At 54.4% G+C, this 15,247-nt stretch carries 8 protein-coding genes, 1 tRNA gene and 1 rRNA gene; 5 read left to right on the top strand and 5 right to left on the bottom strand.

Going from position 1 to position 15,247, the window contains the following annotated elements:
• Window positions 1-5: 5 nt before the first annotated feature.
• The 3 genes from AC0N03_RS07900 (at window position 6) to AC0N03_RS07890 (ending at window position 6,534) form a co-directional block, all read left to right on the top strand.
• Window positions 6-1,292, top strand: a complete 1,287-nt coding sequence (locus tag AC0N03_RS07900; protein ID WP_474288120.1) for a tetratricopeptide repeat protein — start codon at window positions 6-8, stop codon at window positions 1,290-1,292.
• A gap of 27 nt (window positions 1,293-1,319) precedes the next feature.
• Window positions 1,320-3,281, top strand: a complete 1,962-nt coding sequence (locus AC0N03_RS07895; RefSeq protein ID WP_474288119.1) for a hypothetical protein — start codon at window positions 1,320-1,322, stop codon at window positions 3,279-3,281.
• A gap of 292 nt (window positions 3,282-3,573) precedes the next feature.
• The gene (locus tag AC0N03_RS07890) at window positions 3,574-6,534 is read left to right on the top strand and encodes a hypothetical protein (RefSeq protein WP_474288117.1); all 2,961 of its coding nucleotides are present in this window, start codon (window positions 3,574-3,576) and stop codon (window positions 6,532-6,534) included.
• Window positions 6,535-6,558: 24 nt separating this feature from the next.
• On the opposite strand, the gene AC0N03_RS07885 is transcribed toward AC0N03_RS07890, so the two are convergent.
• Together AC0N03_RS07885 and AC0N03_RS07880 are read right to left on the bottom strand one after the other, a co-directional pair.
• Complete coding sequence (locus AC0N03_RS07885) at window positions 6,559-9,051, bottom strand: phosphotransferase (RefSeq protein ID WP_474288116.1); 2,493 nt, start codon at window positions 9,049-9,051, stop codon at window positions 6,559-6,561.
• Window positions 9,048-9,974 carry a glycoside hydrolase family 16 protein gene (locus AC0N03_RS07880; RefSeq protein ID WP_474288115.1) on the bottom strand — a complete coding sequence of 309 codons (927 nt, stop codon included), beginning with the start codon at window positions 9,972-9,974 and terminating at the stop codon, window positions 9,048-9,050. The genes AC0N03_RS07885 and AC0N03_RS07880 overlap by 4 nt, the downstream gene beginning before the upstream one ends.
• A 430-nt stretch (window positions 9,975-10,404) precedes the next feature.
• Here AC0N03_RS07880 and AC0N03_RS07875 point away from each other — a divergent pair, with 430 nt between their 5' ends.
• Window positions 10,405-11,478 carry a POTRA domain-containing protein gene (locus AC0N03_RS07875; protein WP_474288114.1) on the top strand — a complete coding sequence of 358 codons (1,074 nt, stop codon included), beginning with the start codon at window positions 10,405-10,407 and terminating at the stop codon, window positions 11,476-11,478.
• A 15-nt stretch (window positions 11,479-11,493) separates the two neighbouring features.
• Here AC0N03_RS07875 and AC0N03_RS07870 read toward each other — a convergent pair whose 3' ends face one another.
• Window positions 11,494-11,835 carry a hypothetical protein gene (locus AC0N03_RS07870; RefSeq protein WP_474288113.1) on the bottom strand — a complete coding sequence of 114 codons (342 nt, stop codon included), beginning with the start codon at window positions 11,833-11,835 and terminating at the stop codon, window positions 11,494-11,496.
• A 390-nt stretch (window positions 11,836-12,225) separates the two neighbouring features.
• On the opposite strand from AC0N03_RS07870, the gene ppsA reads away from it, so the two are divergent.
• Window positions 12,226-14,661, top strand: a complete 2,436-nt coding sequence (gene ppsA, locus AC0N03_RS07865) for a phosphoenolpyruvate synthase (RefSeq protein ID WP_474288112.1) — start codon at window positions 12,226-12,228, stop codon at window positions 14,659-14,661.
• 154 nt (window positions 14,662-14,815) lie between these two features.
• Here the strand turns inward: ppsA and AC0N03_RS07860 are convergent.
• Both AC0N03_RS07860 and rrf read right to left on the bottom strand, forming a co-directional pair.
• Window positions 14,816-14,892 (bottom strand) — tRNA-Met (locus AC0N03_RS07860).
• 269 nt (window positions 14,893-15,161) lie between these two features.
• Window positions 15,162-15,247: ribosomal RNA gene (gene rrf / locus AC0N03_RS07855) — 5S ribosomal RNA — on the bottom strand; the annotation flags it as partial.

Below are 15,247 nucleotides of genomic sequence, written 5' to 3'. Positions count from 1 at the left end.
TCATCATGGTTCTGCGATCATCCATGTTCCGGCAAACACGCGGACCCCGGTTTCTGGGCGTCATGTCCGTTCTGATCGTGATCGTTTTAGGCTCGACAACACATCCTGTGCAGGCTCAGCTGCCAGACCTCCATCCGAACGTTTCGGCACCCGGGTCCCCTGCTCCGACGTCTCTCGATCCTGATGCCTTGCTCAGACTGGGCGATCTCTATTTTTCCGGCGTGAGCGTCGATCCTGATTACAGCAAAGCCTTCGAATTTTACAACATGGCCGCTTTGGCCGGCAGCGATACGGGAGCGATAAAGGCCGGCGAAATGAAGGCGATAGGTCTTGGCGCAGATGCCGACACCGAGGGCGGGCGGCGGATTGTTGCGACCGTTGCGGAAAAGGGCAATGTCAGCGCGCTCATCGCCCTCGGCGACATGTATGCGCGTGGAAATGCCGGGCCAATGGAGCCCCGACTTGCGCTCGCAAATTATCAGAAAGCTGCCGCTTCCGGCAACGTGACCGCCATGTTGAAACTTGGTGATATCTATAGAAACGGACGTTTCGAACCTCAAAACCTCCACAAGGCCGGCGAATATTACACGCGGGCCGCCGCCACCGGCGATCGTTATGCCTTGCTCGCGCTGGGCAACTTCCTTGCCGAATACCGGCACAATCGATGGATACAGGGTGCAAATAGCATGGATATGCTGCGCAAGGCCAAAGCCAAAGGCGTGGAAGAAGCCGCAGTCAGCATCTCAGGCACCTATCTCTACGGACTTGGCGTTCCGCGCAATGTGCCCAAGGCTCTCGACATGCTGAAAAAGGAAGCGGAAGGCGGCAACACACAAGCCGCTCTTGCGTTGATCTCAGTCTATCGCGACGGTCGGAAGGATGACCGAAAGCGGCTTGTGCAGCCTGATCCTGATCTGGCGCGCACGTTGCTGCGAAAATATCGTGATCTGATGCCCCCGGGGGCTCTCCGCGAGCAGATTCTGCTGTTAGACGCCTCTGACGCCGGCGACGATCTTCTCGATGAGCTTTACCTGCGTTTGCGCGCCCTGCCGAAGACACAACAATCCGAAACTTTCCGTCAGCTGCTTCATGTTAATGCACCGGCCTATATTTATTTTGCCCAATTGCGCCTGAAAGAACTTGGCGCCCTCAGGAGCGAACCGGATGGCAGGCTCAATCCCGCAACCAAGAGAGCGTTCAGCGCCGTTTGTCTCAAAATGGCTGTCACTCATTTTTGCAAATCAGGCCCGATGAGCGACAATCAGGCTGAAATGATCTCCTATGTGTTCTGAATTCCAATATCGAGCGGATCCCCTGCCGTGAGCACAATATCCAACGCACCGCCTCTGCAATCAAACGCAAAGACACCACCGTCGCTCTATGCGGATCTGCATTTTGATCTGAACACCGAGCCGGGAACAACAATTGCCGTGCAAGGCACCGAACCCACGTTTCCGGCAAAGATCACGCACACACGGGCCAAACACCGCAATTCCCGGCTGGCATTGCTCCCGCCGCTTATCTGTCTGGGCGCGGCATTGCTGTTGTGGTGGACAGTCTTGCCGCAGATCCATCAGGAAAACCTCGACGATTACGGTCTGGCCTCCGCCCTGCCATCAACATTCTGGCTGGCCATTGCATTGCTGGCCTGCGGACTTGCGTTCAGTCTCCACCTGCGACCAGATGTAACATTCGTTCCTCTGCTGCTTGTATGCGCACTCATTCTTCTGCTGCACGGCACCCCCGCGCTCGTTTACGACGAATTGCGTTATTCGTGGGCATGGAAACATCTCGGTATCGTCGACTACATTCAACGGCACCACGCTCCCGATCCAGTTGCACCCTACATGGCTGCCTACCACAATTGGCCGGGTCTGTTTGCGGCAGCCGCAATCATTTCGGACTACCTCAATCTCAATCCGCTGCAGCTTTCGCATATCGTCAAATTCACGCCGCCTGTTCTTGAAACACTCTACGCCTTGGCGCTGGTGCCGATCTATCGTCGGCTGACCGCTGATCCGCGCGTCATTTCATCTGCAATCTGGCTCTTCATCGCTGGCAACTGGGTCGGGCAAGACTATTTTTCGCCACAGGGTTTCAGTTTCCTGCTCTATCTGATCATTATTGGACTCTGCCTCGGTCCAGCAGGGCTTACGCGCATGGATGTGCAGCGTTCGAACCTGTCCGTCACGATGCGCGTCCGCGCCGCCCTTGCCGGGATATTCTGCCGGGGCGAGCATATCAAATCGCCCCCACCCCACAGCCTTACCCGTGTTCTCGCCACTCTGGCGGTGCTGGCACTCACTCTGGCAATCGTCGTGACGCACCAGTTGACGCCATTTGCGGTCATATTTGCTCTTGGCGGACTTGCCCTTCTCGGACAGATCAGCTTTGGCTTCGTTCTTTTTGCCATCATCGCCGAAATCATTTGGCTGCTCTATTTCGCAACACCATTTGTGACCGCGGAAATCCGCCAGCAAATCAACACGTTCGGCGAGGGTCTTGAGGCAGCAACACAAAGCATGGTCAGTCTGTCCAACCTTAACCCCGGACAGCGGTTTGTCACGATCATCGGGCGCGCCGCGACCGCAAGCATCGGAATTGCCGCGATAATCGGCGGATTGCGTCGGCTTGCGCTTGGCTATCGCGACGGCCTGGCGATCATACTTACTCTGTCCGCCGCCATATTGTTCCTGACACGATACGAGGGAGAAATCCTGTTTCGCGTATATATGTTTGCACTGCCTTTCCTCGCCTTTTTTGCGGCAACGCTGTTTTTTCCCCGCGCCGACAAAGGCAGGAGCCGGATAACATCAACGGCGCTGGCAACCTTCGGCTTTCTGATCGCGATAGCCTTTATCTTCGGAAACAACGGCAAGGACCAACGCTACACATTCACAAAAGATGAAGTGGAAGCTGCCGATTGGTTGTTCAGACGGGCGCCGCCTGAAACCTTGCTTATTCAGGGAACGGGCAATTATCCCGGCGCCTTTCTGAACTATGAGAATTTTGCCTTCGTTTCCATTGCCGATGAAGGACCCCGTCAACAGGAGCGCATCCTTCAGGATCCGGCAAATATTCTGGCCGGATGGCTCGGTGATCCAAAATGGAAAGCTGGCTATATCGTCATCACAACCAGCCAGAAACTCACCATTGATTCCGAACATCTGATGCGCTCTGGCGCTCTGGCGCAAATTGAGCGGGCCCTGCTCTCTTCACCGAAATTTGTTGTGGTCAAGGCAACTCCCCACGCCAAGATTTTTGCGCTCGCACCCTATTGAGTGGAGGGCAAACCATCCTTAACGCGGCCAAGGCACACGCACCGGTTGAGATTGCGATAAAGGCTACAAAAAATGAGCATCATTGATTTTTGCCAAAGAATAAAGCTGAGAACTATGGATAATCTCATTTCAGATAAATTTATTTGGTCACGCATGATCAGTTGATCAAGCAAGAATTGTCGCCTGTCGAAGATATAGGCAACGGATTTGTCCTGAAACATCGCTTCGGACATTCTGGCCGACGAAATCAAAGACCGGATCGCACCTTTATTAACGCGAAGGGAGCACGCGCTTGAAAACGCCACCCAATTCCTGCAAAAGCGTCGCTCCGGAGACGGTTTATCTTCAGGATGAATCCCAAAAGCCTTGGAACGCCGAAGAGCGGTCTTTCTACGAGGAATACGGATGGGCACTTTACCCTTTTCCGACCTTCGCCGAAACTCTTGTCCATCTGCATACGGAAATTGCGAGGCTCGATCACTTTCAGCAAGACTGGCGGACGAGTGAAATTGCCAGCAATATCTATCTGCTGGCATCGGCGATTCTGCACAGCACAGACGAATATATTCGTGGCAAGACTATCCGGATGCCCGGAAAATTCGGCTCAAACCCACTATCCCGATCGGTTTCTCAGATCAATGATTTTGCGTTCAACAATTCCTTGTCCCTCGGACGCAAAGCCGCATTCACCATGCGCGAAAGCTGGCACAAGGCCCTTCATGACTTTCTGTGCGAACTGGCTCGCGAAACCGAAGGTGAACAGCCTGATTTCGTAAGTGCAACCGAGGGACTCGCCGGTCTGGCGGATGCTTCCTGGCCGCAAGAACTCTCATCGTCGCATATAATTATACCGTCCCCGTTCCGGCGCCTTGACCTTACTCATCAGGATGTCATCAAGCTCGGCCATCTGCTCGCAGATGCCACCAAGGATCGCGAACAAAAACTGCTGCTGGTTGGGCTGAGAACGTCTGGTTCCTATTTTGCGCCTTTGATCCGGGCGGTTCTGCACAAGCGGGGATTTCATCATGTCGATTTTCTGACATTTGAACCCAGCAAGGGGCCAGGCCGATGGGAGCGGATTGCCCTGCAGAAATATGCCCGGGCTGGCTATGCTGCGATCATTGTCGACGACCCGCCTCACACCGGAAATACAGTTTTTTCAACATTCGAAAGGCTGAGAAAATTTGGCTTCCCGCCGGATGAGTGCAAGGCTCTGGTGCCAAGCCATCCCGCGAAACCGAATTGGCACAAGCCCCTGCCGGCGGAGAAATTCATCGCACTGCCGCCCGAAGAATGGCAAAAAAACACCTTTCTGCGACAGGGTCCCGATCGGGAAGTTCTCGGGCGCTATTTCAAACTCGCCCCGTCTGATTCAATATCTGTGAGCGACTGCAACACGGCTGCGGATCTGCAGGCGCAATTAAAAGGCAGCTCCGCCGAAGCACGGATGCAAAGATTGAAGCGGATATTCCGCATCCGGATCACACGGGCGAACGGGCAGACCTCGGTCCGGTATGTGCTTGGAAAAAGCGTGGGCTGGGGCTGGCTCGGTTATCATGCCTATTTATCCGGCCAGCATCTGTCCGGCTTTGTTCCGCCCGTGATCAGCTTGCGCAACGGGATTCTCTATACCGAATTTTTTCCCCAGTCGGAATCCGACCAGGAGACCGGGTCAGGCCGGCAGGCCTTTCTTGAAAGGATCGGTGATTATGTCGCCGCCCGCGTTCGCTCGCTGCCGCTCGAAACATTTTCATCGCATGCGACGGATCCGCATCGCCATAACAGCGGGTCGCGGCTCGTTGAAAAGGCTATCAGCCGCAACTATGGCCGGTTTCCCAATGACATTCTGATACGTGCGCGCATCGGCCGGAAACTACAGCCGCTTTTTGAAACTGCGCCGACCCTGATTGATGGCGCCATGCAACGTTCAGAATGGATATTCAATAAAGGCCGCGCACTTAAAACCGATTTTGAGCATCACGGACTTGGCAAGGGTCCTGTTAATCTGGTCGATCCTGCCTACGATCTGGCTGATGCCATGCTGAGTTTTGAATTGTCTCCATCGGAGCAGCAGGCTCTTCTGACGCGTTACATCGAAAAAAGCCGCGACACCAATGTGGCCGAACGGATGTTCATCAACAAGTTTGCGGCCGGCCTCTGGACCATGAACGAAGCGCAAAGCAGAATTCTGGCGAGTGCGTCAAGCCCGGAGGCCGCACAGGCGCAACATCGGCGCTTTCTGGTCGCCTGGCACTTTCTCACGGTCGAAACCGCTCAGGCGTGCAGGCAATTCTTTAATCCGCAGCAACCAGAGGAATGGCGCGGACCTATTGTGGCTCTCGATATCGACGGCGTGATCGACCTGCGCTACATGGGTTTTCCGGCAACAACGATGGCAGGAGCCAGAGCATTGGCGCTGCTCGTCGCCAATCGAATGTCGGTTGTCGTCAATACAGCGCGTTCTGCCGCTGAAGTGCGGGAATATTGCCGGGCCTATGGGCTTGCCGGCGCCGTGGCCGAGCATGGCGGCTATATGTGGGACGCGATTTCGGGACGCGATCAGGTTTTGATCAACAGCGAAGAGAGCCGGCAGCTCGAAATTCTGAGAGAGAGACTACGCGGCATTCCCGGCATTTTTCTTGATGAACGGCATATCTGTTCGATCCGGGCCTTCACCTATACCGGCTGGCCAAAGGACATCTCGGGCCAGATCCTGCGGTCTTTAAGGGTGGCCGAGGTGGGCGATGGGGCCGTCCTCCCCATCCCCCCCGCCATGATAAATACGCTGATGACGGAACTCGGGCTTAATTTGCTCAGCGTCCACCATACAACCATCGATACGACCATCACCGCCCGGCGCGTGAACAAAGGTACGGGCCTTATTGCCATTCGGGACTGGGCGCTCGACACGCAGGCTGAAACCATAGCTGTCGGAGATCAAAAGCCTGATCTATTCATGTTTGCATGCGCAAGCCGCAGCTTTGCGCCCAGCCATATCTCATGCCGCAATCAGGCCAAATTACTCGGGTGCAAAATTGCGGCGCGTCCCTTCCAGCGCGGGCTCTACGAAATTGCCGTCGAAATTATAAAATCCTGCCAGCCGGAGCCGGTCAAAATGCCTGAGCTATCTGACAATCTGCCGCCCGGCGTCAAGCTGTTGGCGCAAGCCATGGATGCAGCCGACAAAAGCTCGTTGCGCAAGGCAATCGCGGTTCTGAGCAGCCCGGACATCTTTGGCATACTGATCCGCTGATCATGAAGCGGCCTGCAGACCGCGCTATCGGGCGAGAAATGGCGAGGTGTTCAGAAATACCTGAAGCACCTTTTCGACATTCCAGGCAGTCCAAAGCCGGTTATGCATATAAAGCTCGGACTTCTTCAGATTGGCAGCCACATGACGCAGCCAGACAAGTCCGGTCAGCGCCCGGATCGAATGCGGGTCCGTGCTCCAGCGTCCGGCATCCTGACCACCTATCGCTTCTTCGAGCCAGTTCTGCTCTTGCGCCGTCCACCCCGGCCTGAGCAGCATGCGGGACAAAACTTGCCCCAGTTCCCGGCCCTGATCGAGCGCACGCGTTGTGAGCAATAAATAATATGCGTCAAAGGCCGATGGTCCATCCCATCTGACCGTCTCCCAATCAATGATGGCAGAGACGTGAACAGAACCATCCTGCGAATTTGAGGGGCTGTGCGAGGATATTTTATCATCCTCAGGCCCCGTCGAAAACAATATGTTGCCGGGACTGAAGTCTCCATGCGCCAAACCAAGTTGCATAGGCTTGCCAAGCCAGAACAATTTCTGCTGCATAACAAAATTGTCGATTGCCTCCTGACGGCGATTTGTCGGCATCAGCAATCCGGACGGCGACACAAGCAAGCTTGCAGGTTCTTCGATCCATATACGAAACCAATCAGGCTCAATGACGGCTGGCTTTATGGTCTGAGAGTGCAGACTTGCAATGGCCTGCAGGCTTTCCCGAACAGCAGCCGTCCGGGTTAAGGGATCAAGAAACACTTCCCGACCGTCCCTGCCCGGCAATGCTCGTTCGATCACGTAAAATTGGCCCTGTACCTCACCACACGCCAAAATTTCAGGAATCCGAAACCGCTGCTCCGCAAAAGCCGCGCAAGACCGAACCCTTTGCACCTGCTCAACCGACAGGCGCAGGGATGCTATTGCGCGTGCTGTGGTCGCGATCTTATAAACGAGCCGAACGTTGTCGGGCGGATCTCCGAGCAATATCGTGCGGACACCGCTGAGCGAGGACGGCGACGGCAAAGGCGCCAGAGAACCGGTACCGGGTTCGCTCACCTGATCCAGCAAGGATTGCAGCAATCTCTCGTCGGCTTCATCGCTTATGCCGGTCTGTCGGAGTCCTCCCGACCAAAACCGCAATCTGGCCAGAGCATTTGCAAGCCCGAGCAATCCCTCGACGATCACGGAAGCTCCGTGCCGGATCCAAACAAAAGCGAGCAATCCCATGACAACAAAGGAATGGGCGAGCAGCCAGGCTATCCCCATTCCATTCGCACCCGCGGCAAGTATGAGCGGAATGCCGAAAATCACGGCAAGCAAACCCGTGGCAATCTGCACCACGGCAATCTGGATGAGGTGCCCCCTGCACCGTGCGACTGACAAATAGATCGTCACCAGAGACCAGGGAATGCAGGACAGTGCCAAAAGACGCAGGAGGCCAGCCCCCCCGTCCACATAGTCCGGTCCGAAAAGGGACATGATGAACGGAGCAGCGCCAACGACCACCGCAATGATTGGCACCAGCACAATCAGCATATGAACGAGCGCTTCCGCCGCCAGCGCCTCGATCTTTTGCATATCGACAGCCGACTCGGTCAGAAGCGACGAACTCATGGCCCGCCCGATAAGATAAAACGAAAATGAAATCGTGTAGGAGAGATTATAGACGGCCGTAGCGACCGGGCCGGCCAAATCCAAAATCAGAAGCGGAACGGCGCTTGAAATCAACGCCAAGGTCAAAGTGCCAAAATAATCCCAGCCGAAAAACCGGGCAATTACAGGAAAGCTTATTTCAGGCGCCGCTTTCTGGCTTAAACCTGCATGAGGAATGATCCGACGAAAAATGAGCCAATTCACCCCCAGGACAATAAACGGCACGGGAAGCGTCCAGGCTGCGAATATTCCAGAACGAAAAATCAGCGACCATGCAAAGGGGATCAGCAGCATCAGTTTGACGCTGGCATAGACCGTATTTTTAACAACCACCCAGGACGACTTCCGCAATCCTGCAAGCACGCTGTCCTGCAGGGCAAAAATTGTCCACAATGCGGTAGAGACAACAAGCCAAATAATTGCAAAAGGATTATCCAGCAGCACGGACAACGGATGGGCAATTTTGCTCGCAACCGCGATAAACGACGCGGCGAGCACCATCGACAGGCTGGCCGCTGCCAGATATGAATATGTTATTATTTTGAAGGTATGTCTGCCTGCCACTGGCAGGAAGCGATTCAGCATATTGCCAAACGCCAGTTGGGAAATATTGCCCAGCGTGAGCAGAACGGCAAGAAAAGCCGTTGCCAGACCGACCTCTTCAGCCGGATAGAGCCGCGCCGCCATCACCCAGAAAAGCAAGCCAAGCCCTGAGGAGATGCCAATGCTGGCTGCAAGCGAATAGCCGTTGCGGGTCAGAGGATTACGCCAGATCACCGAAGAAAATTCGCGCAGCGCCCGTGTTGGCCATGTTGATTGCGGCGCGCGCGCAGCGGCGACAGATTTTTCACGTGTAATCATCGCCGACCACGCTGCCAGATGCGGATGTAATCGATCAGAAAATCTGCGGGAAATTTGGTTGAAGCATTGGGTGAACCGGGATAATCCCCGCCGACGGCCAGATTGAGAAGAATATACATCGGCTCACGCGGAATATGCGCTGCGACCGCATATTTCCAAACCTGCACGCCATCCAGATACCAGATTATTTCCTTAGGATCCCATTTCACCCCATAAACATGCCAGCCTTCCAGAAGATTCTTGGTTTTGATTATTTCTCCAACTTCCTGATGCTGCTTCTTCTCATCGCTATAGTGCAAGTGAACCCGGAGCGTGTCCGTGGAATCGCCGAGAACTTCCATGATATCAATTTCCGGCCTCGATTCCCGGGTGGCGGGCAGCAACCATATAGCGGGCCAGAGGCCCTTGCCGCCGGGCAGTTTGGCGCGCACCTCCACCAGACCATAAGTGAATGCGAAACGCGGCTGCCTCGGCAGTTCACTATAAAAAATGTCGCTGGTCACCATGCCGGACGTATAGGCAAAAGCCTTGTTTTCTATGCCCGTAACCTTCTCGGGACGAGCGACGAGCCGCAGATATCCGTCCGAAACCTCAACATTTTCAGGCTTATACCACTGGAGCTCGTGATTGCTTAAGTTTGTACAGCCGTTATCATTCCACCAATAACATGACGTCCAGAGATTATCGTCCAGTCTGGTGCCGTCAAACTCCTCATTGAGAATAAATTTCCAATCTTTTCCGCCGATTAATGGCTTCGGTACAAATCGACGCGGGCCGGATTCGTCGGCCAATACCATTCCAGACAAGCAAAGGCTGGCGTAAGCAGCGACGGCAAAAATAAGACTCACACGTTGAAACAAGCGGTTGCCCAGCCGAGACCACGACTGCAAAATGTTTGATTCACAATATTGCAAATGAGCCACGGAATTAGCCCTTTATTTTTCATTATTTCGCAGCTGCGCTGGAAGATCAGGCAATTAACTCAATTTCTAGCTCAAATCTGGCCATATTTTATTGATGAATCGCAATCTCCTGCGTGCAAAACAACTGAATGCTTGTGTCCGAAAGCAGCCCGAGCAATTCCGTTTGCAAGCCGTCCAGCGAACGATGTCGTTAATTTAAGATCTAATAAAAATGCCGGCCTACATCCATGCAGCCTTGTCGAATATCAAGGAAAACAGCATCTTCTGGATGATATGCTAAACAAACAACACCTATAATTACAATGTTTTCTGATTTTGCATTGGCTTTTAAGCGGGCGCCGCGAACGACGTCCACAAAGCCAGTTATTCGCCGTGCACCCGGGTGACAACCAGAATGTTGAGAGCCACCATACTACGCGTCGGGATTTCGATGGTTCAATTGTTTCGTCAGTCCGGGAATTCTCGGGCGCTCTGTCTGCTGGCAGTTGTTGCCTTGTCTCTCGCACTGGCGTCAGTTAATCCCCTACATGCGGCGGAGCTGAAACTGGATGGCATATCCGATCCAGTCATCGTTGATGCTCTCAGGCGCGGAAACAATCTCCCGGCGCTGCTGGCGGCAAGCTCAGACACGCGTCTGGCCACGGACAACGATCGCGCCGAACTTATCAGAAGCCAGACGCAGCGGCTGGCCGACATAATGAAGTCATTCGGCTATCTGGATGCCCGGATAGGCATTGAAAATGCCAATGATCCCGCCGAACCCGGGGCATTGCTGGTGCCGGAGCCCGGCCCGCTATATCGGCTGGCAATCATCGAACTCGCGGGAATCGGCAAAGACACACTGTCGGCTAAGACGAAGACCCAGCTTCAGGAATATCTGGACGGGCTGACGGGGTCTGTAGCCAGCGAGAAAACCATTTCCCGGATTGAAAGCGAAATATTATGGCGCGTGCGTCTGGCAGCAGACCCGACCGCGCATATTTCCAGCCGGACGGTTATCGTCGATCGCGAACTGACCACAGCACATCTGCAGATCTCGCTCGGCGTCAGCCAGCCGACACAATTTGGTCCCGTTTCATTTTTTGGAGCGAGCGCCATAAGCCGCAAGGCCCTGAGCAAATTTGAGCCGTTCTCGGAGGGCGACAGGTTCAGCAGGGAAAAGCTGACCGCCTTTGCACAGAGGCTTCAATCTCTGGGGCTATTCAGCCTTGTACAGGTGGAGCCTGCCGGGGAACTCGATCCGCTAGGACGCATACCCATAAATGTCACGCTCAACGAAAAGCCATTTGATGCGGCAAGATTGGCGCATGCAGCCCCTTACGGATCACTTGTCATGGGCTTGGTGCTGATTTTTATTGCATTGCGCCAGATGCTTATTGCCGGATTCGGCCCATTGGGCTTCGTGAGAAAAATGGATCTGGTATTATTGGTTCTGGTTGGCGGCTCTGCCGTGATCGCAGTCATCCGACTGGCCGGAATGCTTGAAGTAACGCTGATTTCGTGACGAAACCAATGCAGGTCAACTAGATTTGCGTTTAACACCTGACCGAGCAGACTCGGCATCCTCGGGCAGCGGGATCAGGCTCAGCGGCCCGGATTCGCCCGTTTCTATTCTTGCCACTTTGATAAAATCTTCGATAGGCTGACGTTGCTTCGAGGAAGAGCTCACTAGTTCGCTGATGCGCTTCTTAATTTCATTCATATCCTCCAAAGCCGCCGCCTTCAGCGCTGCAATCCTTGCAAACTCGTCCTCAGAACTGGCGCTTATAGAATTGGCTTCGTCAAAGGCATTTTTGGCGGCCGTCCAGCGTGCCATCAAAGCCTTGAAGTTCATCAATGCATTTTCTGCAGGTGCGGACAAAAATCACGTCCCCAAGTCATAAAAGAATCAATAGCTGCGTTGCAGGATCAGCATGAAAGGACAAAATGTCAAAATCAAGAATTCAAAAGCCAGGAGCGGCATTTGTTTAACATTCGCGTCCGATAAAATAAAATATCCATCCCACTAGAAAAGTTTCTCTTAAGCAGGTTCAGACAATTCGATACAGCATTGCACGAAGCTGCATGGTTCATGACTTTATCTGCAATATTTGCGTGACGACCTGCGCTTGACCTGCGTCATGGACACATTAATTGCGGCAGCATAACGGTTAAACGCAGGAAACTGCGGCTCCAACAAGTCCATACCGAACCGCGGCCCACCAAAGCAGGAGCGGCGCCCAGCTATTTATCGACCTCCGGACAGACGGACATGCAGCATAATCTTGCACAGAAGAACGCGCGTTTTCTGCGAAAATTTGCAGCTATCGGCAGCGATGACGTTGCCCTCGTCGGCGGAAAAAACTCGTCCTTGGGTGAGATGTATAAATTCGTGTCCGAGATCGGCGTGCGCGTCCCCAACGGCTTTGCCATAACGGCTGAGGCGTATCGCTATACGCTGGAAAGCGCGGGAGCATGGCCGCAACTCAGAAAGACGCTGGAAGGGCTGGATATCGGCAATGTCGAAGAGCTTGCAAGACGGGCCGAGCAGGCCCGCGAAATTGTGCGCAACGCGCCGCTGCCGGATAACCTTATCCATGAAATTCTAGGCGGCTACAGCGATCTGGTTGCAGAATATGGCCCCGGACTGTCTTTGGCCGTCAGATCCTCGGCCACCGCTGAAGATCTGCCCAACGCGAGTTTTGCAGGCCAGCACGAAAGCTACCTGAATATCGCAGGACCGGAAAATCTGCTGAATGCCGTTCAGAACTGTTTTGCCAGTCTGTTTACTGACCGGGCAATCCGCTACCGCGTCAACAATGGCTTTGATCACTTTAAGGTCTATAATTCTGTCGGCGTCATGAAAATGGTCCGCTCCGATCTCGGCGTGTCCGGCGTGACGTTCACGCTGGATACCGAGACAGGCTTCCGCGACGTCGTGTTTACGACCGCCGCATACGGACTCGGCGAGAATATCGTGCAAGGCACAGTCAATCCCGACGAATTCTTTGTATTCAAGCCAGCCTTCCGTGCCGGATACAGGACAATTCTGAAACGCAATCTGGGTTCGAAGCTAGTCAAAATGGTCTATGCAGGCGATGGCCCGCAAAAAACCCGGAATGTCAGCACCAGCTCTGCGGAACAGGAGCAATATTGCATAACAGATGCCGAGGTTCTCACGCTGGCGGCGCAGGCAATGACGATCGAGGAACATTACAGCGCCCGCGCCGGCACAGCCCGCCCGATGGATATAGAATGGGCGAAAGACGGCATCGACGGCCAGATTTACATCGTTCAGGCGCGACCGGAAACCGTCGCCTCCCAAAAGGCGATGAATGTACTTGAAGTTTACAGGCTCAAGGCAAAAGGAAACGTCAAAGCCACGGGCCGGGCGATAGGTACGAAAATCTCACAAGGCCCTGCCCGCGTCCTCTCAGGAATTTCTGACCTCGAATTGTTCAGACCCGGCGAAGTGCTTGTGGCTGAAGCAACGTCGCCGGACTGGGGCACTGTCATGAAATCTGCAGCGGCTATTGTCACCAACCACGGCGGCCGCACTTGTCACGCGGCTATTGTCGCGCGCGAGCTTGGAATTCCGGCCGTAGTCGGAACCGGAGACGCCACCCGCGTCATCAGAACCGGAGACATGGTCACTATAGATTGCGCAGCGGGCGAAACAGGCTTCATTTACGAAGGCGCATTGGGGTTCGATATTGAATCGACCGACCTTGCCAACATTGCACGCCCCGCGACCCACGTTATGATCAATATCGGCAATCCCGAAGCTGCTTTCTCATTGGCGGCCCTGCCCAACGACGGCGTCGGACTGGCGCGCATGGAATTCATCATCAGCGAATATATCAAAGTTCATCCGATGGCACTCGCGCATCCCGAGCGCGTATCTGAGGGTGATCGGGAGACAATCAGGAAGCTGACCGCAAATTATCCGAAACCATCCGATTTTTTTGTGCAGCGGCTTTCTGAAGGCGTCGGCACCATCGCAGCCGCCTTCTATCCGAAGCCGGTGATCGTTCGCATGTCGGACTTTAAGACCAACGAATATGCGGCCCTGATCGGCGGCGAGACTTTCGAGCCGCTGGAAGCTAATCCGATGATTGGCTTTCGCGGCGCATCCCGCTATTCGCATCCGGCTTACGCCGAGGGCTTTGCCCTCGAATGTGCGGCAATGCGCAGGGTAAGGGAGGAAATGGGCCTGTCCAATGTCCGGCTGATGATCCCGTTCTGCCGCCGCGTCGAAGAAGCCGAACAGGTCATTGCGCGCATGGCTGAACTGGGGCTCATACGCGGCCAGAACGGACTTGAAATCTACGTTATGTGCGAAATACCCAATAATGTTATCCTTATCGATGCTTTTGCCCGTCATTTCGACGGATTTTCGATAGGATCGAACGATCTGACTCAGTTGACCCTTGGCGTCGACCGCGACTCGGATATCGTCTCTTTTGACTACGATGAAAGAGACGCCGGCGTAAAGGAAATGATCCGTCTGGCCGTGCAAGGCGCCAAGCGCAATCACAGACACTGCGGGCTCTGCGGACAGGCCCCATCTGACTACCCCGATATGGCGGAATATCTTGTGCGTCTGGGCATTGACTCCATCAGCCTGAATGCAGATTCCGTTCTCACAACAACCATGAGAATCCTTGATCTTGAACAGGAACTCGGGCGCAAACCCCGTTCGAGCTGACGACAGCGACCCAATCTGACGGAGGCCTTTGGACAGGGGCGCATGCTCCGGTCTGACGCGGTGAGCTTCGAGCGGGCAGCGCGGCTTGCAGCAGGAAAACGGGCGGCCTCATGCAAAAAACGCTGCACCAGCAAAGGCGCAGCGTTTCAAAACTTGGTTGCGGGGGCAGGATTTGAACCTGCGGCCTTCAGGTTATGAGCCTGACGAGCTACCGGGCTGCTCCACCCCGCGTTAAAAACCACTCTTTGCAGTAGCTCTTCAGGCGTGGCCTGATGAGGTGAAGATAAAAAAGATGAAGTCTTTTTTATCTGAACGGGCTGCGCCACCCCGCGTTAAATTATATCGGACTTAAAGCCCGGGAGCGAGGACGGCGCCTGTGAGGAGACACGTCCGGCTGCTCCACCGTGTATGTTTATTGACATATTTTTGTTTCGCAGACCGGCCAGTTTTGAGGCGTGCTGCTTTAATTTGTGAATTGGGGCACTTATTGTGATTTGCAGGCCTGGCAGCGACCTACTCTCCCATGTCTTGAGACAGAGTACCATTGGCGCGGAAGCGTTTGACGGCCGAGTTCGGGATGGGATCG

The organism is Methylocystis sp. sgz306128 (genome assembly GCF_056032725.1).
This window is presented reverse-complemented; position numbering and strand designations above follow the sequence as displayed.